This window comes from Blastococcus brunescens (assembly GCF_035320885.1).
GTDB classification, from domain to species: Bacteria; Actinomycetota; Actinomycetes; order Mycobacteriales; family Geodermatophilaceae; genus Blastococcus_B; species Blastococcus_B brunescens.
This window is the reverse complement of the sequence record NZ_CP141261.1, coordinates 662,145-688,144: the sequence shown is the minus strand read 5'-3', so window position 1 is coordinate 688,144 and position 26,000 is coordinate 662,145. Positions and strand designations below refer to the sequence as shown.

Annotated in this window: 26 protein-coding genes and 7 pseudogenes; 4 read left to right on the top strand and 29 right to left on the bottom strand. The window is 72.2% G+C overall.

Annotated elements, in window-relative coordinates; all coding sequences use genetic code 11:
• Positions 1–51: 51 nt before the first annotated feature.
• From U6N30_RS04825 to U6N30_RS04795, 7 genes and pseudogenes are all read right to left on the bottom strand, one after another.
• Positions 52–786, bottom strand: coding sequence for an SLC13 family permease (locus U6N30_RS04825; protein ID WP_324276358.1), 735 nt, complete (start codon positions 784–786; stop codon positions 52–54).
• A 178-nt stretch (positions 787–964) separates the two neighbouring features.
• Complete coding sequence (locus U6N30_RS04820; protein WP_324276357.1) at positions 965–1,678, bottom strand: SLC13 family permease; 714 nt, start codon at positions 1,676–1,678, stop codon at positions 965–967.
• Positions 1,679–1,826: 148 nt separating this feature from the next.
• Positions 1,827–2,257 (bottom strand): annotated as a pseudogene (locus U6N30_RS33290) (SCO6745 family protein).
• A 37-nt stretch (positions 2,258–2,294) separates the two neighbouring features.
• A pseudogene (locus U6N30_RS33280) lies at positions 2,295–2,686 on the bottom strand (SCO6745 family protein).
• A gap of 30 nt (positions 2,687–2,716) precedes the next feature.
• The gene (locus U6N30_RS04805; protein WP_324276354.1) at positions 2,717–3,697 is read right to left on the bottom strand and encodes a GNAT family N-acetyltransferase; all 981 of its coding nucleotides are present in this window, start codon (positions 3,695–3,697) and stop codon (positions 2,717–2,719) included.
• 112 nt (positions 3,698–3,809) lie between these two features.
• Positions 3,810–4,679 (bottom strand): annotated as a pseudogene (locus tag U6N30_RS04800) (GNAT family N-acetyltransferase); the annotation flags it as partial.
• Between the two features lie 131 nt (positions 4,680–4,810).
• A complete protein-coding gene (locus U6N30_RS04795; RefSeq protein WP_324276353.1) occupies positions 4,811–5,002 on the bottom strand; it encodes a VOC family protein in 192 nt (63 codons plus the stop codon).
• Between U6N30_RS04795 and U6N30_RS04790 the strand changes: the two genes are divergently transcribed.
• The gene (locus U6N30_RS04790) at positions 4,964–5,122 is read left to right on the top strand and encodes a hypothetical protein (protein ID WP_324278651.1); all 159 of its coding nucleotides are present in this window, start codon (positions 4,964–4,966) and stop codon (positions 5,120–5,122) included. The two genes, U6N30_RS04795 and U6N30_RS04790, sit on opposite strands and share 39 nt — an antisense overlap.
• On the opposite strand, the pseudogene U6N30_RS04785 reads toward U6N30_RS04790, so the two are convergent.
• From U6N30_RS04785 to prfB, 7 genes and pseudogenes are all read right to left on the bottom strand, one after another.
• Positions 5,098–5,493 (bottom strand): annotated as a pseudogene (locus U6N30_RS04785) (hypothetical protein); the annotation flags it as partial. The gene U6N30_RS04790 and the pseudogene U6N30_RS04785 overlap by 25 nt on opposite strands.
• Positions 5,490–6,077, bottom strand: a complete 588-nt coding sequence (locus U6N30_RS04780) for an amidohydrolase family protein (RefSeq protein WP_324276352.1) — start codon at positions 6,075–6,077, stop codon at positions 5,490–5,492. The gene U6N30_RS04780 and the pseudogene U6N30_RS04785, both read right to left, overlap by 4 nt.
• Before the next feature lie 234 nt (positions 6,078–6,311).
• Entirely contained in the window at positions 6,312–7,235 is a 924-nt protein-coding gene (locus U6N30_RS04775) for an NADP-dependent oxidoreductase (protein WP_324276351.1), read from the bottom strand.
• Positions 7,236–7,277: 42 nt separating this feature from the next.
• Positions 7,278–7,754, bottom strand: a complete 477-nt coding sequence (gene smpB, locus U6N30_RS04770) for an SsrA-binding protein SmpB (RefSeq protein ID WP_324276350.1) — start codon at positions 7,752–7,754, stop codon at positions 7,278–7,280.
• Positions 7,755–7,873: 119 nt separating this feature from the next.
• Positions 7,874–8,758, bottom strand: coding sequence for a permease-like cell division protein FtsX (ftsX, locus tag U6N30_RS04765; RefSeq protein WP_324276349.1), 885 nt, complete (start codon positions 8,756–8,758; stop codon positions 7,874–7,876).
• Positions 8,704–9,504, bottom strand: coding sequence for a cell division ATP-binding protein FtsE (gene ftsE / locus U6N30_RS04760; RefSeq protein WP_479690573.1), 801 nt, complete (start codon positions 9,502–9,504; stop codon positions 8,704–8,706). The genes ftsX and ftsE overlap by 55 nt, the downstream gene beginning before the upstream one ends.
• 412 nt (positions 9,505–9,916) lie before the next feature.
• Entirely contained in the window at positions 9,917–11,029 is a 1,113-nt protein-coding gene (prfB, locus tag U6N30_RS04755) for a peptide chain release factor 2 (protein WP_324276348.1), read from the bottom strand.
• Between the two features lie 168 nt (positions 11,030–11,197).
• Between prfB and U6N30_RS04750 the strand changes: the two genes are divergently transcribed.
• Positions 11,198–11,362 carry a hypothetical protein gene (locus U6N30_RS04750; protein ID WP_324276347.1) on the top strand — a complete coding sequence of 55 codons (165 nt, stop codon included), beginning with the start codon at positions 11,198–11,200 and terminating at the stop codon, positions 11,360–11,362.
• A gap of 9 nt (positions 11,363–11,371) precedes the next feature.
• Here the strand turns inward: U6N30_RS04750 and U6N30_RS04745 are convergent, their stop codons facing one another.
• A complete protein-coding gene (locus tag U6N30_RS04745; RefSeq protein WP_324276346.1) occupies positions 11,372–13,108 on the bottom strand; it encodes a putative bifunctional diguanylate cyclase/phosphodiesterase in 1,737 nt (578 codons plus the stop codon).
• 128 nt (positions 13,109–13,236) lie between these two features.
• A complete protein-coding gene (gene cutA / locus U6N30_RS04740; protein ID WP_324276345.1) occupies positions 13,237–13,638 on the bottom strand; it encodes a divalent-cation tolerance protein CutA in 402 nt (133 codons plus the stop codon).
• Positions 13,639–13,715: 77 nt separating this feature from the next.
• Here cutA and U6N30_RS04735 point away from each other — a divergent pair, with 77 nt between their 5' ends.
• Positions 13,716–13,952: a hypothetical protein gene (locus U6N30_RS04735; protein ID WP_324276344.1), complete on the top strand. Its 237-nt coding sequence runs from the start codon at positions 13,716–13,718 to the stop codon at positions 13,950–13,952.
• Positions 13,953–13,988: 36 nt separating this feature from the next.
• Here the strand turns inward: U6N30_RS04735 and U6N30_RS04730 are convergent, their stop codons facing one another.
• Both U6N30_RS04730 and U6N30_RS04725 read right to left on the bottom strand, forming a co-directional pair.
• Entirely contained in the window at positions 13,989–14,597 is a 609-nt protein-coding gene (locus U6N30_RS04730) for an MBL fold metallo-hydrolase (protein ID WP_324276343.1), read from the bottom strand.
• A 178-nt stretch (positions 14,598–14,775) separates the two neighbouring features.
• Positions 14,776–15,579: an alpha/beta hydrolase gene (locus tag U6N30_RS04725; RefSeq protein ID WP_324278164.1), complete on the bottom strand. Its 804-nt coding sequence runs from the start codon at positions 15,577–15,579 to the stop codon at positions 14,776–14,778.
• A gap of 365 nt (positions 15,580–15,944) precedes the next feature.
• Between U6N30_RS04725 and U6N30_RS35265 the strand changes: the two are divergent.
• Positions 15,945–16,868, top strand: a pseudogene (locus U6N30_RS35265) (AraC-like ligand-binding domain-containing protein); the annotation flags it as partial.
• 30 nt (positions 16,869–16,898) lie between these two features.
• On the opposite strand, the gene U6N30_RS04715 reads toward U6N30_RS35265, so the two are convergent.
• The 11 genes and pseudogenes from U6N30_RS04715 to U6N30_RS04665 form a co-directional block, all read right to left on the bottom strand.
• Positions 16,899–17,939, bottom strand: a complete 1,041-nt coding sequence (locus U6N30_RS04715; protein WP_324276341.1) for a hypothetical protein — start codon at positions 17,937–17,939, stop codon at positions 16,899–16,901.
• A complete protein-coding gene (locus tag U6N30_RS04710; protein WP_324276340.1) occupies positions 17,936–18,367 on the bottom strand; it encodes a hypothetical protein in 432 nt (143 codons plus the stop codon). The genes U6N30_RS04715 and U6N30_RS04710 overlap by 4 nt, the downstream gene beginning before the upstream one ends.
• A 26-nt stretch (positions 18,368–18,393) precedes the next feature.
• On the bottom strand, positions 18,394–18,966 hold the full coding sequence (locus U6N30_RS04705) for a hypothetical protein (protein WP_324276339.1): 573 nt from the start codon (positions 18,964–18,966) through the stop codon (positions 18,394–18,396).
• 31 nt (positions 18,967–18,997) lie between these two features.
• Positions 18,998–19,917, bottom strand: a pseudogene (locus tag U6N30_RS04700) (phosphotriesterase family protein).
• An 87-nt stretch (positions 19,918–20,004) separates the two neighbouring features.
• Positions 20,005–20,349: a class I adenylate-forming enzyme family protein gene (locus U6N30_RS04695; RefSeq protein ID WP_324276338.1), complete on the bottom strand. Its 345-nt coding sequence runs from the start codon at positions 20,347–20,349 to the stop codon at positions 20,005–20,007.
• Positions 20,319–21,503, bottom strand: a complete 1,185-nt coding sequence (locus U6N30_RS04690; protein WP_324276337.1) for a class I adenylate-forming enzyme family protein — start codon at positions 21,501–21,503, stop codon at positions 20,319–20,321. The genes U6N30_RS04695 and U6N30_RS04690 overlap by 31 nt, the downstream gene beginning before the upstream one ends.
• Positions 21,504–21,602: 99 nt before the next feature.
• Positions 21,603–22,016 (bottom strand): VOC family protein, encoded by a 414-nt coding sequence (locus tag U6N30_RS04685; protein ID WP_324276336.1) that lies wholly within the window; start codon positions 22,014–22,016, stop codon positions 21,603–21,605.
• 60 nt (positions 22,017–22,076) lie between these two features.
• Positions 22,077–23,183: a hypothetical protein gene (locus U6N30_RS04680; protein WP_324276335.1), complete on the bottom strand. Its 1,107-nt coding sequence runs from the start codon at positions 23,181–23,183 to the stop codon at positions 22,077–22,079.
• Positions 23,184–24,106: 923 nt separating this feature from the next.
• Complete coding sequence (locus U6N30_RS04675) at positions 24,107–24,574, bottom strand: hypothetical protein (RefSeq protein WP_324276334.1); 468 nt, start codon at positions 24,572–24,574, stop codon at positions 24,107–24,109.
• A gap of 700 nt (positions 24,575–25,274) precedes the next feature.
• Positions 25,275–25,640 carry a TadE/TadG family type IV pilus assembly protein gene (locus U6N30_RS04670; protein ID WP_324276333.1) on the bottom strand — a complete coding sequence of 122 codons (366 nt, stop codon included), beginning with the start codon at positions 25,638–25,640 and terminating at the stop codon, positions 25,275–25,277.
• Positions 25,637–25,996: pseudogene (locus tag U6N30_RS04665) on the bottom strand (TadE/TadG family type IV pilus assembly protein); the annotation flags it as partial. The gene U6N30_RS04670 and the pseudogene U6N30_RS04665, both read right to left, overlap by 4 nt.
• Between the last annotated feature and the right edge of the window lie 4 nt (positions 25,997–26,000).

Sequence of the window (26,000 nt, the reverse complement as noted above, 5' to 3'; positions counted from 1 at the left end):
CCGTCGTCCATGGTGACACGGGTTGTCCAGCCCCCGCCCGGACGGGTGATGTCAGCCGCCGACCGCCCCCAGGACGAGGTCGACCAGCACCGGCAGGAGCAGCACGATCAGGATGGCGCCGAGGACGTCGAAGGATATCCCGGACCGGATCATCTTCGTGATCGGCACGACGCCGGAGCCGTACACGATCGCGTTCTGCGGCGTGGACACCGGCAGCATGAACCCGAACGACGCCGCGAACGTCGCAGCCAGCGCCGGCACGAACGGGTTGATGCCCGCGGCGACGGCCACCGGGATGATGATCGGCACGACGACGGCCGCCGACGCCGTGTTCGAGGTCGTCTCGCTGATGATGATCGCCAGGATGACCGCGAACACGGTGATGGCGAGCGTGCTGGTCAGGCCGAGCCCGTCCGCGGAGGCCTGCCCGATCGTCTCGGCCAGGCCGGTGCTCGCCAGCAGCGAGCCGAAGATGATCCCGGTGCCGAACAGCAGGATGGTGCCCCAGTCGATCTTCGCCGCGTCGCTCCAGTTGAGCGTGAACTCCCGCGACTTCCACTCCGTCGGCAGCAGGAACAGCAGCGAGGCGCCGAGGACGGCGACGATGCCCTCGTCGAGCCGGTCGCTGATCGTCGCGTAGAGGTCGGACTCGGTGCCGGCGGTGAGCGCGATGACGCCGGGGAAGATCCACAGCGCGACGGTGATGCCGAACGCGATGAGGGTGTTGCGCTCGGCGCCGGAGAACGGGCCGAGCTCCGCCCGCTCCTTCGAGACGTACTCGTGCACCCCTCGATCCGCTTGATCTCCGGCTTGTTGATCAGCAGCAGGACGACGGTGAGGGCGACGAACATCAGCGCGCAGATCGGCAGCGCCATGAGCATCCAGTCGAGGAAGCCGATGCGCTCGCCGGTGGCCTCCTCGATCAGCCCACGGCCGATCAGGTTGGGCGGGCTGCCCACCGGGGTCAGCAGCCCCCGACGCCGGCACCGTAGGCGAGCATGAGCATCAGCGCGACGCCCACGCGCAGCCGGAGCGGGTCGAAGTCCGGCTTCACCAGCTCCTTGTCCTGCAGCAGCTTGGCGATGACCGACAGGATCCCGATCGCCGTCGGCAGCAGCATGGCGACCGTGGCGGTGTTGGAGACGAACGCCGACAGCACCGCGGTGATGAACCCGAAGGCGATGATCACCCGCGCCGTCGAGGCCCCGACCCACTTCAGCGACAGGATGAACATCGCGAAGCGCCGGGCGACCCCGTGCTTGAGCATGGCCGCGGCCAGGATGAACGCGCCGATGAACGTGAACACCGTCGTCGACCCGAACGGCGCCAGTGCGTCGTCGGCCGGCACCACGCCGAGCACGACGATCGCCCCGACGCCGATCAGGCCGCCGATCGGGATCGGCACCGGCTCGGTGATCCACAGGACGATGACACCGAGCAGGACGGCGGCGAGCAGGTGCTGGTCGCGCGGCAGGTCGATCGGCACCAGCGCGAAGACGAGCGTCACCACCGGCGCGAGGAACAGGCCGACCGTGCGCCGGCCCTTCTCGAACTTCTCCTCGGCCGGGCTGAGCTCCTGCTCACCCAGGCTGCGGTAGGTGGCGCTGCCCTGGAAGGCGGCGTCCACGTCGGTCCGCTGTGCCTGGACCTTGCCCTGCTCCCGCTCCGTCGCGGTCATGACGCCTCCCTCGGTCCGGGGATCCGGCCTGACCCTAGGAGTCCGGCGGTCCCTCGGCGACATGGAGAACGTGCGGGTCCGCGATAGGTGACGCGACCCGCCCGGGGAGCACGAGGAACCGCCTCCCGCACCCGGCGGGAGTGCCTCGTCAGCGACCGAAGATGCCCTGCCCGAAGGCGCCGGCCTCCGCCACCCGGCGCGAGAGCCCCTTGCCGAGCTCCACGACCCGCGCGGTCTTCTCCGCGCCCAGCGACAGCCACGGGTCCGCGGCCAGGGCATCGGTCTGGACCTCGATCCGCCGGCGCAGCTCCTCGCCGTCGGCGGTCAGGCCCGCCTCGTCCAGGAGCCCCCGCTCGGCGAGCGCGGAGCCGGACGCGGCCCACTCCTCGTCGCGCCAGCCGCGGGTGCCCTTGGCGGCACTCTCGGTGAACCCCGACCGGTGGCACAGTGCGTGATGAGCGCTTCCAGCCCGGTGAGCCCGGCGTGCAGGAGGACGGCGACGTGCCCGTCGCCGCGGTGCTCCCGGAGCAGGGTGGCGCCGTGCCAGAGCGCCAGCAGCGGCTCCTCGGGCCAGGGCAGGTCGGCGTGGCCGGCGAAGAGCGGCCGTCCTCGGCGGTCAGCCCTCGGCGGCCTCGCGCAGCAGGTCGCCCAGCTCGGTGACCTCCGGCGACCCGGCCGCCTCGCCGAGCAGCCGGGTGAGCGAGGCGCGCGCGGCCGCGAGACGCGCGGCCAGCACCTGCTCCGGAGAGGCGAGCGTCCACGCGCGCGGGATCATGTGCGCGACCAGCGACGGCGAGAAGTTGTAGAAGGTCGCCGTCACCACGCCGGCGCCGACGGCCCCATCGGCGCCGCGCGCCCGGCGAAGTAGGACATGCGCCCGGGCTTCAGCCCGACGGCACTCAGGTACTCGTCCTGCTCCGGGGCGAAGTACAGCTGCGAGTGCAGGGGATCGACCGCGCGGTGGGCGCGGCCGACGAGGGCGGGGTCGAAGTGATCGGCGCTGACCATGCGCCGGACCTTAGTCAGCCCGCTGCGGGGTCAGCCGGCGGGACCAGGAGACCTGGGTGTGCGCGGTCGCGAAGCCGAGGCTCTCGTAGAGGCCGAGCGCGCCCGCGGAGTTCTCGCTGTCGACCTCCAGGCCGGCCGTCCGGCAGTCGTTCGCCGCCGCCGCGTGCAGCGCCTCGATGATGATCGCCTTCGACAGCCCCTGCCCCGGGCCTGCGGCACCACGCCGATCTGCCCGAAGTAGCACTCCCGGGCTCCGGTCACCCGGGCACCCGACTCGTGCACGTAGGCCAGTGCGTAGCCGACGACCGCGCCGTCGAGCACCGCCAGCACCGAGAGGTCGGGGCGGAAGGCACGCATGCCGGTGAACATCACCCGCCAGGAGACGACGTCGCGCTCGCTGGACCCGTAGTGGTCGGTGAAGGCCGCGTTGTGCGCGTGCCGGACGTCCTCGTCGCGGTCCCAGGTGAACGGCACCAGCTGCACGCCGTCGACGACCCGGCGGTCGGGCAGGCCGGTGAGCGGGCGTGCCATGTGGAAGAACCAGCGCAGCTGCTCCAGCCCGGCCCGGCGCAGCAGCGCCTCCAGCGACGTCTGGCTGGTGTAGACGGTCGCGGTGAGCCGGGCCGGCGCCTCCGGATGACGCGTCGCGTGCAGCTCGGCCCCGCGGTCGAGCTGCCAGGCCAGCAGCGCCCGGCCGATGCCCCGACCCCGCCAGTCGGGGTGCACCCGGCCCTGCAGGTGGACGCCGTAGGCATCCCGGAACGTGGGTGGGGCGACGGTGGTGGCGTAGCCGACGACGGTGCCGTCCCGGTGCTGCACGAGGACGCCGTCGTGCTCGAGGTCGACCAGCTCGTTGACCCAGAGTTCGGTCAGGTCGGCGGCGTCCGGGTGGTCGCCGGTGTGGTCCACCGGCTCCGCTGCGGCCAGGAGTGCGGCGACGGCCTCGGCGTCGCCGGCGCGGAGCGGTCGGGCGGTCAGGCCGTCGGACAGGGAGAGGCGGGGCGTGGACACGGGGACCCAGGCTACGGGCGCCCCTCCGTCCCCCGTCGCCGTGCGACACCCCGGTGAGCGCGGGCAGCGGACGAGCCCACTGCACCTGGGTGCGCCGCCGGGTGAAGCCGAGGCCCTCGTAGAGCCCGAGCGCTCCGGTCCCGTTCTCGCTGTCCACCTGCAGCCCGGCGCTCCGGCAGCCGTGCTCCGCCGCCGCACGGAGGGCAGCGGCGATGGTCGCCTTGGCCAGCCCGCGGCCGCGGGCCGACGGCAGGACGCCGATCTGGCCGAGGTCGACCTGCTCGTAACCGGTGGCCGCGGTGTCGGCCTCGAAGACGTAACCCAGCGCGTAGGCGACGACCATGCCGTCGGCGAGCGCCAGCACCGACAGGTCGGGCCGGAATGCGCGCTGGCCGGTGAAGAGGGTCCGCCAGGTCGCCTCGTCGCGCTCCGCGGACCCGTGGTGCTCGGTGAAGGCCGCGTTGTGCGCCCGCCGCACCTCGTCGTCCCGGTCCCGGCTGTAGGGCACCAGCTCCACGCCGTCGGCGACCGGGGCCTCCGGCAGGGCGGTGAGCGGGCGCTCCATGACGAAGTACCAGCGCTCCCGGACCAGCCCGGCCCGCTGCAGCAGGCGCTCGAGGGAAGGCATGGAGGTGTAGGCGGCCACCGAGAGGACCGCCGGCGACCCGGGGTGCCGGTCGGCGTGGATCTCCCGGCCACGCGCCAGCTGCCAGCGCAGGAGGGCACGGCCGATGCCGCGCCCACGCCGGTCCGGGTGGACCCGGGCCTCCAGGGTGATCCGGAAGGCCTCCCGGAACGTGGGCAGGGCCAGCACGGTGGCCCAGGCGACGAGTCCGCCGTCCGCATCACGGACGGCGAGGCTCTCGCGCTCCAGGTCGACCAGGTCGTTGACCCACCACTCCGTCAGGTCCTCCGGGCTCCAGTGCTCTCCGGTGTCGTCGACCGTCTCGGCCGCCGCGAGCAGCGCCGCGGCGTCGACCACGTCGTCCGGGGTGAGCGGGGCGACGGTCAGTCCGTCCGGAAGCGCGGGAAGGTCGGCCACGACGCCGGAGACTAGGCACCCGGCCGCGCTCGGGCCAGCCCTTTCGGGTCAGCAGAGTCGGGCCAGCAGGGTCAGCGGCGCACGAACAGGCAGAAGGGGTGCCCGGCCGGGTCGCGGTAGACCCGCACGATCTCCTCGTCGTCCTCGTGCCCGCCCACGTGCTCGGCACCGGCCTCCTCCGCCATGGCGCAGGCCGCCGCCAGGTCGTCGACCAGCAGGTCCAGGTGCTGCTGCATCTGCTGCGCCCCGGCTCCGGTGGCCACACCGGCGGCACGTGCTCTGGCTCCCGCTGGAACGACAACCCGGTGCCGCCGTCGGCCGGCCGCAGGGTGGCCCACTCGTCGGTGTCGTCGCGCAGCGGCCAGCCGAGCAGTCGCTGGTAGAAGCGGGCCAGCCCACGCGGGTCCGGGGTGCCGAGGACGGCGGCGGTCAGGGTGACGCTCGGCATCAGGCCTCCAGCGAGAACAGTCGGGCGCCGTTGTCCCAGAGGACGGCGCGCAGCCACTCCTCCCCAGCCCCAGCCGGTGCAGCGCCTGGAGCTGGTGCGCGTACGGGTACGGGATCGAGGGAAGTCGCTGCCGAGGAGCACCTTGGCACGCAGGGCCGACAATCGCGGCAGGTCGTCCCGGTCGAAGGGCATGAGCCGCTCGGTGAAGTCGGTGGCGAACATCGTGGTGTCCAGGTGCACCCGCTCGTACCGCTCCGCCAGGTCCAGGAACTCCCGGTACTCCGGCATGCCGAGGTGGGCGATCACCAGCTGCAGCCGCGGATACCGCTCCAGCAGGCCGGTGACCGGCTCCGGTCCGGTGTGCACCCCGCCAGCGGCCCGGAGCCGCAGTGGATGACGACCGGCGTACCGGTCTGCTCCAGCCGCGCCCAGACGTCGTCCAGCAACGGGTCGCGTGGGTCGAAGGAGCCCACCTGCACGTGCACCTTGAACACGCGAGCGCCGCCGTCGAGCGCCGCGGCCACGTAGCCGGCGGCCTCCGGTTCCGGGTAGAAGGTCGCCGACTGCAGCACCTGCGGGCGGGACGCGGCGAACCCGGCCGACCACGCGTTGAGCCAGGCTGCCATCCCGGGCTTGTGGGGGTAGGGCAGCGTCGGGAACGCGCGGACGCCGAGCCGGCCGAGGATCGCCAGCCGCTCGTCCTCGGGCAGGGCGTAGGCGACCGGCCAGTCGGACCCGTAGTGGGTCCCGGCCGCCTCGAAGTACTCCCAGACCTTGGCCTGCACCCGCTCGGGCAGGAAGTGCACGTGCACGTCCACGAGCCCGGGCAGGCCCAGCTCGCGCCAGTACCTCGGGACGTCGGCGTCGTCCTCAGGTGGCAGGACCGTCATCGGACCGTGAGTTTCGGCAGCAAGGTGACGCCCGGGTGGGAAAGCCCCGCCCGTCATGACAGGCCGCCGCTCCCGGGGCCGGGATCGCCGTGCCGAGTCTCGCAGCGCCCTGTCGGCATGCAGGTTGAGCCGCGCCAACGGACGGTGAGCCGCGCCGTGACGCGGCTCACCGTCCGGTGGAGCGGCTCCACCTTGCCCGTCGTTTCCCACCCCGAGATCACCCTGCTGCCGAACTCATCCGACCGTGACCACGACCTTGCCGCGCACGTGGCCCTCGCCGACCATCCGGTGCGCCGCCACCAGGTCCTCGAGCGGGAACGCCTTGGCGATCGGCACGCGCAGCTGGCCGGCGTCGGCCATGCGGCCGAGCTCCTCGAGGTCGTGCTGCTCGGGCCGGACGAACACGTAGCGCCCACCCATGTCGTTGACCGACGGGTCGACGACCGAGGCGATGCGGGACACGTCGCGCACCTGCTTCGGCGCGTCGGCCAGGGTGTCGCCCCCGACCAGGTCGAGGACGGCGTCCACGGGCTCGGACAGCTGCCCGCTGATCGGGCCGGCGGAGTAGTCGAGCACCTCGGCGGCGCCGGCGTCGGTGAGGAAGCCGTGGTTGCGCGGGCTCGCCGTCCCGATGACGTGGGCGCCCAGCGCGACGGCGATCTGGACCGCGTTGAACCCGACGCCGCCGGACGCGCGGTGGACCAGCACCCGGTCGCCCTCGCCGACGTCGAGCGCCTCGGTCAGCGCCTGGTAGGCGGTCAGCCCGGCCAGCGGCAGGGCGCCGGCCTCGGCGAACGAGAGCGACGACGGCTTGTGCCACAGGCAGCGCTGCGGGGCGGGCACGAACTCGGCCGCCGTCCCCCACTGGACGTCGTCCCGGCGGACGTAGCCGAACACCTCGTCGCCGGGCGCGAACGTGACCAAGGCGGGCCCCACGGCCTCCACGACACCGGCGACGTCCCAGCCGGGGACGATCGGGAAGTGGTGCGGGTAGAAGGTCTGCAGCCCGCCGGCGCGGATGCCCATGTCGACCGGGTTGACCCCGGCGGCGCGCACCCGGACCAGCACGGTGTCCGGCCCCACCGGCGGGTCGGGCAGGTCATCGCGCAACTGCAGGACGTCGTCGTCCCCGAACCGGTCGTAGGCCATTCCACGCATGCGGCTCACCGTATGCGGACCGGCGGAACCCGGCTCAGGCGGTCAGCGCCGGCCCTTCACGTACCGGCCGAAGGCCTTCTGCATCTCGCGGCGGGAGTCGCGCTCGGCGAGGTCGTGCCGCTTGTCGTAGGACTTCTTGCCCTTGGCGAGGGCGAGGGTGGCCTTGACCTTGCCGTCCTTGAAGTACAGGTCCAGCGGGACGAGCGTCAGCCCGCCCTCCTTGATCTTGCCCAGCAGCTTGTCGATCTCCGCGCGGTGCATGAGCACCTTCCGCTTGCGCCGCGGGGCGTGGTTGGTCCAGGTGCCCTGCGTGTACTCGGGGATGTGCACGTGCTGCAGCCACACCTCGCCGTCGTCGATCGAGGCGAAGCCGTCGACGAGCGAGGCACGGCCGGCACGGAGGCTCTTCACCTCGGTGCCGGTCAGCGCGAGGCCGACCTCGTAGGTGTCGAGGATCGAGTAGTCGTGCCGCGCCTTCTTGTTCTGGGCGATGAACTTGCGCCCCTGTTCCCGCGGCATGACCCCAGGTTACGCGGTGCCCTTCCGCGACGATCATGAAGCAGCGAGGCGACACGCCGCGCGCTGGCGGCGTGTCGCCTCGGCAACTTCATGCTCGTGGGGAAAGCGGGGTGCGGGAGCTACAACCGCACGTAGAGCCGCAGGGTGACGTAGGCGGCGACGCCGGCCAGCGCGACGCCGGCCGCGGTGATGATGCCGCCGGTCCACGCGATCTGACCCCAGTCGATCCCGGTGATGATGCCGGCCTTGATCGGTCCGGCGAGCGTCTCGTCGACGAACAGCACCTTGGTCAGCACCAGGCCGCCCACCGCGAGCAGCCCACCGACGAGCCCGGCCAGCGCCGCCTCGAGGATGAAGGGCAGCTGGGTGTACCAGCGGGAGGCGCCCACCAGCCGCATGATGTTCGTCTCGTTGCGCCGGTTGAACGCGGCCAGCTGGATGGTGTTCGAGATGAGGAGCAGCGCCGCCAGCGCCTGCACCACCGCCACGGCGATCGTCGCGTTCCGGGCACCGTTGAGCAGACCGAACAGCCGGTCGAGGAAGTCGCCCTCGTCGGCCACCTTGTCCACGCCGTTCTCGCCGTTCGGGAACTCGGCGGCGATGACCGCGTAGCGCTCGGGGTTGACCAGCTCGACGCGGAAGCTCTCCGGCAGCGCGTCGGCCGGCGTGTTCTCGACCAGCTCCGGCTGCTGGCTGAACTGCTGCTGGAAGCGCTCGTACGCCTCGTCCTTCGACTCGTACAGGAAGCTCCTCACCTCCGGCGAGGACTCGAGCTCCGCCTCGATGGCCGCGCGCTGCTCGTCGGTGACCTCGTCGGCCAGGAAGATGGAGACCTGCACCTTGTCGTAGTAGATCCCCTTCATCTCGTTGATCATCGAGGCGATGAGCAGGCCGGTGCCCATCAGCCCGAGCGAGATGGCCGTCGTCAGGATCATCGCGACCGTCATGGTCAGGTTGCGACGCAGCCCGGTGGCCACCTCGGAGAGGACGAAATTGACGCGCATTGATTCCCTGTCGTGGAGTTCAGCTGTGGGACGGCTCGGGGGTCAGCAGCCGCCGGTCTAGCGGCCGACCCCGTACACGCCACGCGACTGGTCGCGGGTGAGGGCTCCCCGTTGAGCTCGATGACGCGGCGGCGCATGGAGTCCACGATGTGGTAGTCGTGCGTCGCCATGATCACCGTGGTGCCGGTGCGGTTGATCCGCTCGAGCAGCAGCATGATGCCCTCGCTGGTCTCCGGGTCGAGGTTCCCCGTCGGCTCGTCGGCGAGCAGCACCAGCGGCCGGTTGACGAACGCGCGGGCGATGGCCACCCGCTGCTGCTCACCACCGGAGAGCTCGCCGGGCAGCCGGTGCGCCTTGCCCTCGAGGCCGACCATCTCGAGCACCTCGGGCACGACCCGCTTGATCGTGCGCTGGGGCTTGTTGATGACCTCGAGCGCGAAGGCGACGTTCTGGGCCACGGTGCGGTCGCGGAGCAGGCGGAAGTCCTGGAAGACGCAGCCCATGGTCCGGCGCAGCTTGGGCACCTGCCACTTGCTCATCGTGTTCAGCACCTTGCCGTTCACGCTGATCGTGCCCGAGGTCGGGGTGTCCTCCTTCAGCAGCAGCCGGAGGAACGTCGACTTCCCCGAACCGGAGGACCCGATCAGGAAGACGAACTCACCCTTGTCGATCTCGGTGGACACGTCGTCGAGGGCCGGCCGGCCGCTGGCCGGGTAGAGCTTGGTGACGTGTTGCAATTCGATCACGAGGGGCCACGGTACCTGCCCCGGGCCGCTCCCTGTCCGTTCGCCACGCATCATGTGCGACTCGTTCTCGCGCTGCGTCACCGCCGCCCGCGAATGCGCCGGTGAGCCGTTACGGACGGTTGCGTCCGCCTCGGATCCGACCGGCCAGACTCACAGTCCTTTCTCAGCCGGCGATGTCCCAGGCCGGCTTCCGCGCCGCGGTCCGCTCCTCGCTCGCCGGCGCTCGCTGCGATGCTCCCGCGGCTGTCAGCCGGCGATGTCCCAGGCCGGCTTCCGCGCCGCGGTCCGCTCCTCGCTCGCCGGCGCTCGCTGCGATGCTCCCGCGGCTGTCAGCCGGCGATGTCCCAGGCCGGCTTCCGCGCCGCGGTCCGCTCCTCGCTCGCCGGCGCTCGCTGCGATGCTCCCGCGGCTGTCAGCCGGCGTCGACGGTCTCCTGCTGACGCCGCCACCGGATCCCCGACTCGATGAACGCGTCGATCTCACCGTCCAGCACGGAGGCGGTGTTCCCGGTCTCGTGCTCGGTGCGCAGGTCCTTGACCATCTGGTACGGGTGCAGGACGTAGGAGCGCATCTGGTTGCCCCAGCTGCTGCCCTCGCCCTTGAGCGCGTCCATCTCGGCCCGCTGCTCGGCCTGCCGGACGACGAGCAGGCGGGCCTGCAGCACCCGCAGCGCCGCGGCCCGGTTCTGGATCTGGCTCTTCTCGTTCTGGCAGGACACCACGATGCCGGTGGGGATGTGCGTCATGCGGACGGCGGAGTCGGTCGTGTTCACGCTCTGCCCACCCGGACCCGACGACCGGAAGACGTCCACCCGGATCTCGTTCTCGGGGATGTCGACGTGGTCGGTCTGCTCGACGACCGGCAGCACCTCGACCCCGGCGAAGGACGTCTGCCGGCGGCCCTGGTTGTCGAACGGGGAGATGCGCACCAGCCGGTGGGTGCCCTGCTCGACCGAGAGCGTGCCGTAGGCGTAGGGCACCTTGACGGCGAAGGTGGCCGACTTGATGCCCGCCTCCTCCGCGTAGCTGACGTCGTAGACCTCGGTGGGGTACTTGTGCCGCTCGGCCCAGCGCAGGTACATGCGCATGAGCATCTCGGCGAAGTCCGCGGCGTCGACGCCGCCGGCCTCCGAGCGGATGGTCACGAGGGCCTCGCGGGAGTCGTACTCCCCGTTGAGCAGGGTGCGGACCTCGAGCTCGTCGATGACGGCGCGGATGCTGGTGAGCTCGCGCTCGGTCTCCGCCGTCGTGGCCTCGTCGCCCTCCTCCTCCGCCATCTCGTGCATCAGGGCGACGTCGTCGAGGCGGCTGCGCAGCTCCTCCACCCGGCGCAGGTCGCCCTGCAGGTAGGACAGCCGCGAGGTGAGCGCCTGCGCGGCCTCGACGTCGTTCCAGAGGTCGGGCGCGGCGGCCTGCTGCTCGAGGTCGGCGATCTCGTTGCGCATGTCGTCGATGCGCAGGACGGCCTCGATCGACTTCAGGGTCGTGTTGAGCTCGTCGAGTACGACGGAGAAGTCGGCAGCCACGTCTAGCCAGGGTAGTGGGCTCCTGGAAGGGGTAGGCATCCGTGGCATGAGTGAGCCACAAAACCCAGATCACGAACCGAGTACGAACGCGGAATCCCCGACTACCACGACCCCACGGCCGGTTTCGCCGGCGCACCACCTGCCCGGTCGGCGCTCACGCTCCGGCTGGTGCTGGCCGTCTTCGGCCTGGTGTTCTGCCTCGCCGCCGGGTTCGCGTGGCTGGCCACCGACCTCCCGGCGTGGCCGGCGATCGTGCTCCTGGTCCTGGGAGCGGTCGCCGCCGTCGACATCGCAGTGATCCTCCGCCGAAAGGCTCGCGGGGAACCCGGCTGAGAAGAAGGTTCAGACCCGCGGGGCGGGCGACCGGACGCCGGCCGTCTCCGCGGCCGCAGTGAGCAGCGGCTGCGGCGGCCGCCCGGCTGCCCGGCGCACCATCCAGGTGGCGAGGTCGTGGGCCGGCATCGGCCGCGCGATCCCGTACCCCTGGGCGAACGTGCAGCCGAGTTCGGCGGCCACGGCCAGCTGCTCCTGCGTCTCCACCCCTTCGGCGAGGGTGCGCATCCCGAAGGCATCGGCCAGGCCGACGACCGCCGCGATCGCCGCCGCCGACTCGCTCGCCCGGCCGTTCGCCCCGGCGACCAGGCTGCGGTCGATCTTGAGCACCCCGACGGGCAGCGAGATGAGCTGGCTGAGGGACGAGAAGCCCCGTCCGAAGTCGTCGATCGACACCTCGACACCGGAGATGCGCAGCTCGGCGAACTGGGCGGCGGCCCGCTTCGGGTCCTCCGCGACGCTGGTCTCGGTCAGTTCGAGGACCAGCCGCTCGGGCGGCAGTCCCGAGCACGCCAGCGCGTCGGCGACGTCCTGCACCAACGTGCCGGTGGTGAAGTGGTGCGCGCTGATGTTGACCCCGATCACCAGCGGCAGTCCCGCCGCGTCCCAGGCGGCGACCTGCCGCGTCGCGGTGGCGAGCACCCAGCGGGTCAGCGGGACGATCAGGTCGTGCTTTTCGGCCAGCGTCACGAACTCCGACGGAGGCAAGAGTCCCCGTTCCGGGTGCTGCCAGCGCACCAGCGCCTCGACGCCGCTGCAGTTCCCGGTGGGCACGTGCATGACCGGCTGGTAGTGCAGGACCAGCTGGTCGCTCTCGATGGCGTCCCTCAGCTCGGCTGCGAGCTGCATCTTCTGCTGCACGGCGGACCGCAGGTCCGGGCTGAAGTGCCGGACGCGGTTGCGGCCAGCGGCCTTGGCCGCGTACATCGCCAGGTCTGCGTCGCGCACGAGGTCGGTCGAGCGGACCGGCTGCCGGTCTGATCGACCGACGCCGGCGATACCGATGCTGGCACTGAGCCGCACCGAACGGCCGTCGAGCTCGAACGGCTGCTCGAAGGTGTTCTGGAAACGCCGGGCCAGCACCTCGGCGCCGTCGCCGTCGCAGTCGCGGCAGAGGACGACGAACTCATCGCCCCCGAGCCGGCCGACGGTGTCCTCGGCCCGCGTGCTCGCCATGAGCCGGCCGGCCAGCTCGCGCAGCAGCTCGTCGCCGATGTCGTGGCCGAGGGAATCATTGACGTCCTTGAAGCCGTCGACGTCGAGGAAGAGGACGGCGACCGCAGGACGGTCGGGCCGCTTCAGCTCGGCATCGATGAGGTCGTGCAGGTGCACTCGGTTGGGCAGTTCCGTGAGGTGGTCGTGCCGGGCCCGCCATGACGAGGCCCGCTCGGCGCGCACCCGGGAGGTGACGTCGGTGTGCGTGACCACGACACGTCCGCCGTCACCCACCCGGGAGGCTTGGAGGTGGAACCAGGTGACGCCGTCGCTGTGCGGCAGCGCGTAGTCCGACGACACGCTGGTCCGCTCGCCGCGGGAGAGTTGGTTCAGCTTGGCGATGAGCGTGCGGTTGGTGGCGTCGTCCTTCATGTCCAGCGCCATCTGGAAGTAGTTCCCACCGACCCCGACCAGCAGGCCGTCATCGATCATCTCGGCGACGTGGACCCACGCCGAATTGGTGAGCAGGACCGTGCCGTCCTCGTCGATGAGCACGGTGGGCGAAGGCAGCGCGTCGAGGACGGCGGCCATGAGGATGGCGTCACGCCCTCGCCGCTGTCGGGCCGGGGCGCGACGACAGCCGATTCGTAGCCGTCCGGTCGTGGTCGCACGTGTACTCCGGCTGTCGTGGACGCGCTGGACGGCGTCCCCTGCCTCGTTCATCGGCATCGGTGACCCAGGGCACAGCCGTCCGGGAGAGACCTACCCCGAAATAGGCAACGCATCCGCTGCGGTCCCGGGGTCCTCGTCTCCTCGGTGATCCACCGCAGGTACGCCGGGTTCCCGCCCTGCAGCGGCAGCGCGATGACGCACGGGACGTCGTACGGGTGCAGCTCGTCGGCGCGCGCGGTGATCGCCGGGACCAGCGAGCGGCGGGTGTGCAGCGCGACGCGTGCCTCCGGTTCGTCGTGCACGGCGCGCTCCCATCGGTACACCGAGCGGATCGCGCCCAGGAGATGGCCGCAGGCGGCCAGGCGCTCCTCGACGAGGACCCGCGTGAAGCCGGCCAGCCAGTCGGCATCGGGCGCGGTGACGACGACCTCGCAGTACTCCTCGTCCACCGCACCATCCTCGGCCCTGCCGGCCGCCGGTGCGGATCGGGGCGTGGAACCCCGGTCAGGGCGGGTAGGGGCCGAGCATGAGCGACGACATGACGATCCAGATCGACAGCGAGCAGTACGTCATCCGGCAGGAAAGCGACGGCCTGCAGGTCGGCCGCAGCAATGCCGGCGACGTCGTCTGGCTCGAGACCGTCGACCTCGGGCTCCTGCCCGACAAGGCCCGTGAGGCGCTCGAGCGCGGCGACACCACGGACGAGGCGCTGCTCACCGCCCTGCGCGGGGTCACCCAGGCCCAGGTCGAGCGCGGCGCCTGAGCCCGGCGGGGTGCGCTCGGGCGCAGCGCGCAGGCATCAGGCCGCCAGGTCGACGGGAACGCCCAGGGGCAGCCACCGCAGCCGGGCGCGCACGTCGGCCGGCGCACGGGCGAACTCCGCCTCGATCGCCTCCCGCCCCTGCCGGAAGTGCGACCAGCCCTCGTAGTGCACGGGGACGGCGGTCCGCGGCCGCAGCACCCGGCACAGTTCCACGGCCTGACGGGCGGTCATCGAGTACCGCAGCGGTCCGGTGACCGGGAAGCGGACGCCGCCCAGGTGCAGCAGCGCGGTGTTCACGTCGAACCGGTCGGCCACCTCGCGCAGGCCTCCGAAGAGCACGGTGTCGCCGGAGATCCAGAGGACGCCGTCGTCCTGGCCCTTCTCGCGCAGGGCGAACCCGATGACGTGCCCGGCGACCGGGCGACTCAGCGGTGGACCGTGCCGCGCGGGCGTCGCGGTCACCTCGACGGTCGGCTTCCCGGGTGCGACGAGCTCCGTCGTCCCCCAGGCGCGGAGCCCGCGGGTGGCACCGCCGAGGCGACGCGCCCCTGCCTCCGTGCACACGACGGACCCCGCGGCCGGGAGCAGGGCCCGGCCGGCGTCGTCGAGATTGTCGGCGTGTTGGTCGTGGCTGAGCAGCACCACGTCGACCGGGAGGACGTCGGCCGCGGCGACCGCCGGGCCGGCGACCTTGCGGGAGGACGTCCCCAGCCGAAGGCGTACCTCCGGCCAGGGGCGTCGAACGTGGGGTCGACCAGCAGCCGCCAGCCGTGCACCTCGATGAGGACCGTCGGCCCGCCGATGTGGGTGAGCCGGACGTCCTTCACTGCTGGCCGGCCTCCTGCTTCCGCGGAACCGCGTGGGCGACCGCCCACGCGAGGGCGTGGTCGGCTATGGCCTCCCAGCCCTCCTGCGCCGGGAGCAGGTGCGCGTACCCGGGGTACTCCTCGACCTCGACGACCCCGGACGCGTAGTGCTTGGCGTTCGAGCGCTGCACGCTCGGCGGCATGATGTGGTCCTCGCTGCCGGAGATGAACAGCAGCGGCGGCCGGGCCGCGTTCTCGTAGTCCACGGCGGCGTCCTGGGGACCCGGCATGAAGTTGGCGAGCACCGAGTCCCAGAGGATCCGGCCCGACGCCGGGACGTGGTACCGCTCGTAGAGCGCCCGCGACTCCTCGTCGCTGAAGGTGTTGGCGAAGGCGTAGTGCCACTGCTCGGGCGAGAGGCCCACGGCGCGGTGCCGGTTCGCCGGGTTCTTGAACGCGACGAACGTCGACCTCAGCTGCGACAGGGGCAGCACGCGGACGCCCTCCGTGGGGGCGGAGTTGAGAGTGACCCCGACCGCGCCGTGGCCGCGGTCGAGCAGCAGCTGCGTCAGCGTGCCGCCGGCCGAGTGGCCGATGATGATCGGCGGCTCCTCCAGCGCCCCGACGACGGACTCCAGGTGGGCCATGATCGTCGGCAGCGTCAGCCCGGCGATGAGCGTGGGATCGGCGTTGAGCGCCTCGACCTCCACCTCGAAGCCGGGATAGCCGGGTGCGAGGACGCGGTAGCCCTTGGCCTCGTAGTGGGCCTTCCAGTTCTCCCAGCTGCGGGGCGTGACCCAGAAGCCGTGGACGAGGACGATCGTGTCGGGGCTGCCCGGCGCCGGTGCGTCGGCCGGGCGGGGGCGGGGATGTCGGTCATGTCGATTCCTCTCAGCGCCGCGCGAGCGCGACCGGGTCGGTGGTGAACTCCTGTTCGTGCGCCCCGACGAGGCCGTGGGGTCATGCCTGCCTCTCGACCGGAGTTCGTCGGTGAGCCATCCGATTCGCAGACCCTGGCACCGCCTCGAGCCACCGGATCGGCTGTCCGCGCACACCTCCGGTCCGGAAGTGCACGAACCGTTCACGAACCGGCCGGTTCCCCACGTCGTCCCTGCTCTGCCACCCTGGGCCCGCGCGGGCCGGGGTCGCGCCCGTCGTACAGGTCCGCTCCGCCGGGGAGAAGCCGATGCAGCTGCTCGACACGGCCACCGTCGCGCCCGAGCACCGGGTCGACGCGTTCCGCGCGGCCTTCGGCCAGGCGTCGGTCCCCTGCCGCATCGAGCACCTGGGGCCCGACGAGCGGGTGCAGTCGCGCATGCACCTGTGGCACTTCGGCGCAGCGAACATCTTCACCACCGACGCCTCCGGCTTCCGCCTCGTGCGCACGCCGCGGCACCTGCGGATGGAGAGCCCTCCGGTGGTGGCGCTGGCGGTCCAGGCGAGCGGCGTGGGCCGGTTCCGCCAGTTCGGCGCCGAGTCCCTCGTCGCCCCGCGGCAGCTGATGCTCAGCGACCTGACCGCGCCGTACGAGTTCTCGTGGGTGGACACCGGTGGTTCCCGGGCCCTGCAGGTTCCCTACGAGCGGCTGGCGCTGCCGCGCGACGTCGTCCGCCGGGCGGCGCCCCGGCTGCGCGGCAGTCCGTTGCACGACCTGGTCCGTGACCACCTCGTCCGGATGACCGCCGATGCCGACCGGCTGGCCGCCGACGCCGGGGCCTCGGCGCTGGGGACGGCGACGATCGAGCTGGTGCGCGCGCTGCTCGTCTCCGCGGCCGACGACGAGCGGCTGGACCGGCAGGTGCGGGAGGAGACGCTCCTGACCCGCGTGCTCGCCTGGAGCCGGCGTCACGTCCGGGAGGCCGACCTCGGTCCGGAGCGGATCGCCGCGGCGCACAACATCTCGGTCCGGCAGCTCTACAAGGTGTGCGCCGCCGGCGGGATCGGCCTCGAGCAGTGGCTGATCGCCGAACGGCTGGAGCTCGCCCGCGCGGAGCTGGCCTCGGCCGCGGGCCGGCGCCGGCCGATCGCCGTGACCGCGCGGGCTTGCGGGTTCCTGGATCCCAGCCACTTCGCACGCCGGTTCCGGGCCGCCTACGGCCTGACGCCCGGCGAGTGGCAGCGGCTCCCCGTTGAGGTCCGGTCAGCCGCCCCGGCCGTTCCCGCGGCCGTTGCCGTTGCCGTTGCCGTTGCCGCGCTCGGCGAGTTCCTGCCGGGCCCGCTCGAACGCCTCCCGCAGCCACTGCTCCAGCCTCGCCCGCGCCTCCTCGGCATCGGAGCGGACGTCGTCCACGACCGGGGGCACCGCCGGCGCCACGGGGGCGGGCGGGGGTGCCGGCGGCGCCACGGGGGCGGGCGGGGATGCCGGAGGCGCGGGGACAGGGGCGGGGACGGGAGCAGGAGCAGACCGTGGCGGCTCCTGTGCGGGCTGCGGTGGGGGTGGCGCGGAGGGGACGGGCGCCTGGGCCAGCCGCACGGTCCGCCCCGCGACCGCGTCCGACGCCGTTCGCACACCCCGCTGCCAGTCAGCCCAGTCCGCCGGGTCGTCGAGCAGGGCCTGGACGTCCCGGACCGCGCCCCGAGGCAGGTGCATGGAGACGGCCCGGCCGATGGTCGCGGAAATGACGACGTCGCAGGCCGCCACCCGGAGGAAGTTCTTGCCGTCCGCGCAGTCGGCTCGCTCCACCACCGCGGGGGCTACCACGTCGACCACCCGGGCGAACGCCACAGCCAGGTCGCCGGCCGACCCGTCCGCGGCCTTCGGCAGGGCCGGCCCCACCTCGCGCACTATCGCGTCCTCCGCGCCGCCCGGGAGCGAGGCCACCACCAGTTCCGCGGCACCGGCGCCGAGCGGCCAGCGGACGATGTCGCCGGGCATGAGCAGGGTGGCGGCGCCGGCGGCCAGCCGCAGTACCGCGGCGGCTGCCGAGTCATCGGCGTGCACGGTGAGCGGGGCGGCGAGGTCGCCGGCCGACCGCACGACGACCGGGACGCCGAGGTCGTTGCGCAGGGTCAGCGCACCGGCGTCCGCGCAGGCGTCGAGCACGAAGTCCGCCGGCACGCCGCCGCGGGCGTCGTCCGCCGTGCACAGCTCCACGGCCGGTCCCGCGAGGGCGGGGGACGCGGCGAGCTGCACCGCACCGACCGCCACGATGAGCGAGAGCAGGGCCGACAGCCGCCTCACGACGGGAACCTGCACGCCGGTTGCACCAGACGGCCCACGTCGTCGAGGGCGGCACTCACAACTTCGCGCACGGACGTGGTCACGCCGTCGTCCCGCGCCGAGTTGAGGGCGTCCACCAGGTCGTCGACGGCCGCTCGCAGCCTCGGGGATCCGCCCTGGTCGGAGACCCCGTCGCCGATGAGGCGCAGCTCGTCGATCGCCGCGGTGAGCTCGAGCTCCGCCTCGACGTCCCCGCGCTCGGCAGCCAGCACTCCCACGGCTGCCGGGACCCCGGCGAGATGCGTGCTGCCGGCCAGGGCGTCGCAGTAGTCCGGGGCGTCCGGGGTGGGACGGTACGAAGGAACGGCGACGTCGGCCGATCGCGTACCCGGGCCGGCGTCGGCGACGCCGGCGCAACCGGCCAGCGGGAGGATCAGGCAGATCAGCATACCCACGATCCGGGGCCCGCTGATGATCACGGACGCAACGTAGGGGCGGGGCACGCACGGCCCCAATCCGCGTCACCCGCCCGGGCGAATCGGTCGCGCACGACATGACCCGGCGTCAGCGGGTGGTGCCGTTCCGGCCCCGACGGCGTGCAGCGCGGCGGGTCAGCCCTCGGGTCGTGCGGCACGTGATCGGGCCGCACCGGCTGCCCGAGCGCGTGCACCCGCCAGCCACCGAGGCGGGGCCTGCGCACCAGCGTGGCCACGAGGAGGTCCACCTCCTCGGTCGGGTGCTCGTCGCGGGCGAAGGTCAGGTACGCGACGTCTGGATCGCTGTCGGACGGGGTGACCGCGGAGGCCATGGCACAGCCGGGCAGGAGGGTCGCGGCCCGGCCGAACCCGCGCCAGTGCGGCCAGCTCTCCGGCGTCACGACGATGCCGAGGACGTCGACGTCCGGGCCGTCGGGTTCGGTGACCGCCGTCCAGAAGACGGCGCCGACGGTGACCGGATTGCCGGGGCCGGGCGGCCCCGCCGCGATCAGCGCGTCGACATCGGACGGCCCGCCGGGCGGCGGCGGGTGGTCGGCTGGCGGCTCGGCCATGACACCAGGATGCCCCCGGCCGCCGTCGCGGTCACTCGAAGTAGCGCCGCGGGGCCTCGACGAGCATCTGCCGGAGCTGGTCCTCGGTCACGCCCCGCTCCCGGAGCATGGGCAGCACGTCCTTGCTGATGTGGGTGTAGTTCCAGTTCGGCGCGATCTGCTCCTTGGCGGCCTGGGCCTCCACGCCGGGGAAGTAGTCGATGTAGCAGCTCGCGTCGTGGGCCAGCACCATGCGGTCGGCGTAGCCGCGCTCGGCGAGCGCGACGATCGTGTCCACCCGCGACGACGTCGGGTTGTAGATGTCCAGCCCGAAGCGGTCCATCCCGAGCAGGCAGCCGGCGTCGGCGAGCTCGGCCAGGTAGTCGAGATCGTTGCTGTCGCCGGCGTGGCCGATGACCACCTTGGTGAGGTCGACGCCCTCGTCGCGGAACACCTGCAGGGCCATCCGCCCCGCCTGGTTGCCCACGGACGTGTGCACGGTGATCGGGGCGCCCGTGTCGCGGTGGGTAGCGGCGCAGGCGCGCAGGTTGCGCTCCACCCCCGGGGTCAGGCCCTTCGCCTCCACCACGCACTTGAGGAACGCCGCCTTGACCCCGGTGCCGGCGATGCCGTCGCGGATGTCGCGGGTGAAGTCATCGACCATCGGGTCGCGCGGCAGGTCGAGGAGCAGCCCCGGGCCGCGGTGCTCGTACTGGTGCGGGAGCTCGTCGTACGTGTACAGCCCAGTCGCCACGATGATGTTGATGTCGGTCTGCTCGGCCACGCGCTGGACCCGGGGATGTACCGGCCGAGGCCCCACACGGTCGGGTCGACGATCGTGTCGATGCCCAGTGCCTTCAGGCCGGTCAGCTGCGCGACCGCGTCGGCGACGCGCTCGTCCTCGTCCCACCAGTCGCTCTCGCCGTAGTTCTGCACGTGCTCGGTGGAGAGCACGAACACGTGCTCGTGCATGAGCGTGGGGCCCAGCTCCGCGGTATCGATCGGGCCTCGGACGGTCTCGACGGTGGGCATGGGTTCCTCTCGAGTGGGGAGCGCCGGTCAGCGCGCGGTCTGCCAGTCGGTCTGCTCGCGCAGCGACGGCTTGAGCACCTTGCCGCCGGCGTTGCGGGGCAGCGGCTCGGAACGGATGACGACGAACTGCGGCACCTTGAAGTCAGCCAGGTGCTCAGCCGCGAACGCCGTCAACTCGCCGACGTCCGGCGTGCGGCCGGGACGGGGCACCACGACCGCGCCGACCTTCTCGCCCATCATCGAGTCGGGGACGCCGATGACGGCGACCTCGCCCACGTCGGGATGCGCGGCGAGCGCGTTCTCCACCTCGACGCAGTACACGTTCTCGCCGCCGCGGTTGATCATGTCCTTCTTGCGGTCGACGATCGACACCCGACCCTCGTCGTCGATGCGGGCCAGGTCGCCGCTGTGCAGCCAGCCGTCGACGAACGTCTCCGCCGTCTGCTCGGGCTTGCGCCAGTAGCCGGGGACGACGTTCGGGCCGCGGATGAGCAGCTCCCCACCCCGCTGACCGGATCGGGGTCGTCCAGCCGCACGTCGACCACCGGCGCCGGGTAGCCGACGGTGTCGGCGTGCTCGGCGGCATCCTCGTGCGGCAGGTAGGTGGAGACGGAGGCGGTCTCGGTCAGCCCGAACCCGTTGCCGACCCGGGCCGTCGGGAACGCCTGCTGGATGCGGTGCACCAGGTCGGGGGCGATCGGTGCGCCGCCGTAGCTGAGCGACCGCACGGAGGAGGTGTCGTTCTCCGCGAAGTCCGGTTGCTGCAGCGCCAGCCAGTAGATGGCCGGCACGGTGGTGAGCACCGAGATGCGCTCGTCCTGGATCGTGCGGAGGAACGCCTGGACCTCGAACGCCGGCATGATCACCGACGTCCCGGCGATCGCCGTGACCACGAGCAGCTGCGAGTTGCAGCCGGTGACGTGGAAGAGCGGCACCGAGATGAGCGTGGACACCGGCTCCGCGCGGTCGACGGCGAGGCAGCGCAGGCAGGTCTCGACGTTGGACAGGAAGTTCTCGTGGGTGGTCATCGCACCCTTGGGGAAGCCGGTCGTGCCGCTCGTGTAGAAGATCGCGGCCAGGTCGGGATGCCCCTGGTCGGTGGTCTCGAGCGGCTCGCCGTCGGGCAGGGCGGCGCCCGGCTCGACGACGTAGCCGGCGCCGGAGTCGTCGACGACGTAGCGGACCTCGGGCTCGGCGAAGCGGGTGTTCACCGGGACGACGACCGCGCCGGCGAGCAGCGTCCCCCAGAACGCGTAGACCCAGTCGTTGCCGTTGGGCAGCCGGTTGGCGACCCGGTCCCCCGGCTGGACGCCCGCCGCGCGCAGACCGCCGGCGACCCGGGTGGCGCGGTCCCACAGCTGCCGGTAGGTCACCCGCTCGCCGCCGAGCTCGACCAGCGCCTCGCCGTCCGGACGGTGGTCGACCGCGGACCGCAGCATCGCCGGGACGTTCTGCGGGAGGTTCACGTACCGGCGGATCCCGTCCGGGCCCGGCTCGATGCCGCTGCGGTCGAACGGATAGGCCATGCCGATCTCCGTGACGTCGTCGTCCGGTGCTGGTCAGCGGAGTCTGTCGCGGCCGTCTCCCGTCGTCCAGAGCGGTGCAACGCGTTGCACCGCTCGGCGTCAGGCTCCCGGCTGGGCGATGTTCACCATCCACTGCACGCCGAACGGGTCGACGCACATGCCGAACTCGTCGCCCCACATCTGCTTCTCCAGCGGCATCGTGACCGAGCCGCCGTCGGCCAGCTTGGTGAAGTAGCCGCGCAGCTCGTCGGCGTCGTCCCCGCTGAGACTGATGGAGATGTCGCTGCCGCCGCTGAGCTCCATGCCGGGCGGCACGTCGGAGGCCATCAGCGTGTAGCCGGCCGGCGTCTCCAGCTGAGCGTGCATGATGCCGTCCTCCTGCCCGGGCGCGGCGGCACCGGTCTCGCCGAAGGTGTTCAGCACGAGGTCGCCGCCGAAGACGCCGCGGTAGAACTCCATGGCGTGCCGGGCGGTGCCGGGGAAGACGAGATAGGGGTTCAGCCGAGAGGACACGAGGGCTTCCTTCCTGCGCAGGTGGGGGCCACCGTAGCGACGGCGCCGCCCGTGCGGCGTTCAGCGTCCATAGGCAACTCCCCGCAGGACGGAGCGCACACGCTCGGGCAGCGCGCGCCGGCCGATGCGGCGGGCCAGCCGCTTCAGGCGGCGGCCGACGTCCCTCCCGACCCACCGGGCGTAGCGCGGCCCGAGGTGCACGGCCTGCTTGATCCGCTGGAGCGCCGGCGGGTCGTAGAGGAAGCTGCGCAGACCGAGCGCGGTGCTGGGGAACCACTGCATCGGCCAGGGGTCGTAGACGAACGGTCCCGCAGCGCGGTCGGCCGCGCCGGCCAGACCCTGGCATCGCTCCGGCCGGGTGCCGGGGTCGCAGCGCTGCCACGTGTCGAAACCGACCACCCGGATGCCGGAACTGGTGAGGATCACGTTGTCCCGGGGTCGCAGGCCGACCGGGTCGAACCCCTTCGCGACGCAGGTCTTGACGAATGCCGACAGCTGCCGGATCGCCCAGAACGGCAGCGGCCAGGGCCAGCCCGGGTCGGGCACGTCGCCCTCGACGTATTCGACGACGATCCAGTCCGGCCCGCGCTCCAGCAGCTTCGGGATCTCCGGGCAGGAGGGCCCGAGCTCGTTGATCACCGCGATGTCGTGCTCCATCGTCTCGATCCCATCCGGCCCGTAGGTCTTGCGCACCGCCGTGCCACCCCGCCAGTCGACCAACTCGGCCCTGGCCACCGAGCCGTAGGGGGTCAGGTGCTGCACCGCGCCGGCCGCTGCGGTCGCCGCCGCGGCGGCCGAGCTCTGGCGCAGATCGGCGACCTTGGCCCGGAGCTTCGGCTCCTCGTCCGGCAGCAGCTGCCGGATCGCCGTCCACGCCTGGTGGCTGTTGTCCGTCGAATGCAGCGGGTTGTACGCCTCGTCCTTGGGCAGGGTCGCCTTCAGCAGCTTTCGCGTCATCTCCTTGGCGGTGATGGTGCGTGAGTTGTCGGCCAACGGGTGGGTCTCCCGCACCTTTCCGACCACCGGCTGCGGGTTCGGGTCGAAGGCGACGATGACGCACGCCGGACCGCCGCCGCTGATCTTGAGGTTGACCGCGCCCCAGTCCCCGCCGCGGAACATCCGGGTGGCCCGCCCGCGGCTCTCGTCGTCGAGGTCCCTGACCAGCACGACCTCGAACCCGTGCTCGGCCAGGGTCGCCAGGATCCGCTGCTTCCACCCGTTACGGAACGCGAGTTCGCGGAGGAACATGACGGCCACCCCGGCTCCCGCGACTCCTCGTCGCTCTCCAGTTCGGGGAAGGCCTCGAGGAGCCACGGAGCCCACTTCAGGGCCCTGTCCAGGAGGTCCAGCGGAGGGCGCCAGCCGTAGGTGTTCAGCAGTTGGTCGAGCGATTGCGGAGTGAGGACATCCGGGAGCGGAATGCCGGCGGCGGCGGACAGCCGCGGGAGCTGTTCCAGATACTCGGTGCAGGTGGCGCAGCGCATCCTGGCATCGCTCCAGTCGCAGCAGACGGCCTCCATGTAGGCCGCGCGGTACGCACAGCCGAGGAACGCGTCCTGGGGCGTCAGCACCCTGACCCCGTCGCCGTCGACCGTCGCGCGGGCCAGCAGCTGCTCGCTGACGTACGGCGGGAACACGGCGATCCGGTGGGCGGAGATCCGGGGCACCAGAGGCGAGTAGTAGGCGGTGGTGTGGCGGGGAGAGACCGTGTAGATGCGGATCGGCGTGCCGAGCGGCCATTCGGTCACCAGGTCCTCGAGCTCGTCCATGTCCGGATCGCCCTGGACCAGCAGTTCGATCTCCTCGCCCTGCCGGACGCCGAAGTCGAGCACCACGTAGTCGACGTCCCGCTCGTTCAGCTGCGCGGCGAAGTCGGCGAGGGAAACGCCCGGGGGAGGTGGAACCTGCCGCTGTGGTTCCACAAGCGCGGCAGGGCGACGCCGAGCCGTCGCGGCATGTGGTTGCGCAGGGGTAGAGCAATTCGGCCGAGGTCTGCTGCATGGTGCCTGCCCCCAAGATGCTGTTCTGGATCGACGAAATCGTTCGCTGCCGTGCGTGGAGCCCTGTGGCCCCGGCCGCCTCGCGGGCGACTAGGGCCGCCCGGCGGGAAAGCGTGCCCGGACCCACTCGTTCCGTTTGCCGAGCTCCGACCGCATCGCCGGAGGTGGCCGCCAGCCGCGGCCGGCGAGGTACTCGTCGAGCTCTTCCATGCGGATGGGGACATCGATCCCCGCGGCGGCGGCGAGACGACCGAGGTCGCCGGCGTAGTCGTGGCGCGGCTCGGCGTCGGGCTGCAGGCCAGGGCCGGCGGTAGGCAGCCCCGACCGCAGCCCCTTCTGGTAGACGGCGTGGTAGGCGAGGCTGAGGAAGTAGTCCTCCGGGCTCGGGACCTTGACGAGATCGCGGAACATGACGGCGCGATCGAGCACCTGGGCCGCCTTGTCGGGCGGGAGGTACGGAATACCTCGGTAGGAACTGCCGCGGAGGCCGCTGACGGAGAACAGGTCGCATGCCGCCCCGCGCATCCGACCCGTGAACAGGTCGGAGATCGATTCCACGTCCCGGTCGTCGATCAGGAGGTCGACGTCGCCCCGGGCTTGATCTCCGGCAGCTCGTCGAACCAGCGCAGCACCACGTAGCGGGTCCCGCGGTCGCCGAGCGTCGAGAAGAATCCCTCGAGCCCGATCTCCGGGGGATGTATCGGCGGGCGCGGCGCCGCCGCTTGCCGTTCGCCGGCGGAGGCTGGCCGAGACTCTGCAGCTTGCGGAACAGGACTCGAGGCAAGGACCGCCGGAGAACCCGGACGGGCGGACCGGCCGGCATGGCGCGGCTGCCGCGAGGGCCGGTGACCGTGCCTGCAGGCCCCTCCGGTACCGAGTCGTTCGCCCGCATCGCTCGTCCCCCGCTCGCACGGCCGGAGCCGGTGCCGGCCCGTGATGGCGCGTGACCGTAGGGAATGCGATCGGGTGGCGCCAGAGGTTGCTGTGGGAAACGGCGCACTTCCCGAGAACGCCACCCGAACGGCAACTCAGTGTGAGCGCAGGTCGACCGGCTGTCCCATCCCGTCCGGAACCGACCGGCTGTTCCATCCCGTACGGAAGGACCACACCCGGGAGTCGGTCGCAGGCCAGAGACGGCGGCCGAGGCTGGCGGACGGTCAGCCTGCCCAGCCGTCGACGTAGCGGTCCCGCTCGACGACGAACTGCCCGGTCGCCGTGTTCGCGTCAACGAACTCCGGGAGCAGCGGGATCCGCACGGTCACCGTGACGCAGACGGAGAACTCCTCCCCGGCGCGAGCGTCGGCGTGTACCCACCGGCCGACGCGCAGTCGGCCCCGGCGGGCGCATAGGCGAGCCGCAGGTCGATGACGTCGACCGACTGGTCCTCCACCGCCAGCTGCGCGGCCCGAAGCGCCCGCTCCTGCCCGCTGACCGGGTCCGGCGCGGTGGCGATCGCCCGACCGGCCTCGCGCGCGGCTGCCGTCGAGGCGAACACCCCGCGCTGCACGGCGGAGAATCCGGCGACGATGTAGATCAACGGCACGAACACCACCAGGGCGATGAACACGAACTCCACCAGCGCCGAGCCCTCGTCGTCCGAGAGGCGGCGCCGCAGCCACGTCACGCCGCCTCCTTCACCGCGCGCCCGGTGACCTCGAGCGGCAGCAGGTCGCCCAGCACCGCCAGCAGCGACGGAACCGCGCCGGCGCAGCGGACCACCACCAGGGTGAGCCCGCTGGGGTCCACCTCCTCCGCCGACGTGCACGAGAGGCCCTCGGCGGTCTGGTCCGAGGTGGCCCGGGCGACGATCTCCACCGTCCGCGGCGCACCGGCGGCGGAGGCGACGTCGGCGTTCGCGGCGTAGCGGGCGCCGGCCTGCGCGCTCGCCGTCACCACGTTGCGCACGTGCACGTAGACAGCCACCTGCAGCACCGCCAGCAGCAGCGCGACGATCAGCATCGACACCATGACGAAGTCGACGACG

What these genes read in the sequence shown, in the direction of transcription:
- U6N30_RS04820 (WP_324276357.1), bottom strand. Translation starts at nt 1,678, where the DNA reads ATGACCGCGACGGAGCGGGAGCAGGGCAAGGTCCAGGCACAGCGGACC.
- U6N30_RS04780 (WP_324276352.1), bottom strand. Translation starts at nt 6,077, where the DNA reads ATGACGGTCCTGCCACCTGAGGACGACGCCGACGTCCCGAGGTACTGG.
- U6N30_RS04775 (WP_324276351.1), bottom strand. Translation starts at nt 7,235, where the DNA reads ATGCGTGGAATGGCCTACGACCGGTTCGGGGACGACGACGTCCTGCAG.
- smpB (WP_324276350.1), bottom strand. Translation starts at nt 7,754, where the DNA reads ATGCCGCGGGAACAGGGGCGCAAGTTCATCGCCCAGAACAAGAAGGCG.
- ftsX (WP_324276349.1), bottom strand. Translation starts at nt 8,758, where the DNA reads ATGCGCGTCAATTTCGTCCTCTCCGAGGTGGCCACCGGGCTGCGTCGC.
- U6N30_RS04745 (WP_324276346.1), bottom strand. Translation starts at nt 13,108, where the DNA reads ATGGCCGCCGTCCTCGACGCGCTGCCTTCGCCCACCGTGCTCATCGAC.
- U6N30_RS04735 (WP_324276344.1), top strand. Translation starts at nt 13,716, where the DNA reads ATGAGCGACGACATGACGATCCAGATCGACAGCGAGCAGTACGTCATC.
- U6N30_RS04710 (WP_324276340.1), bottom strand. Translation starts at nt 18,367, where the DNA reads ATGCTGATCTGCCTGATCCTCCCGCTGGCCGGTTGCGCCGGCGTCGCC.
- U6N30_RS04705 (WP_324276339.1), bottom strand. Translation starts at nt 18,966, where the DNA reads ATGGCCGAGCCGCCAGCCGACCACCCGCCGCCGCCCGGCGGGCCGTCC.
- U6N30_RS04690 (WP_324276337.1), bottom strand. Translation starts at nt 21,503, where the DNA reads ATGGCCTATCCGTTCGACCGCAGCGGCATCGAGCCGGGCCCGGACGGG.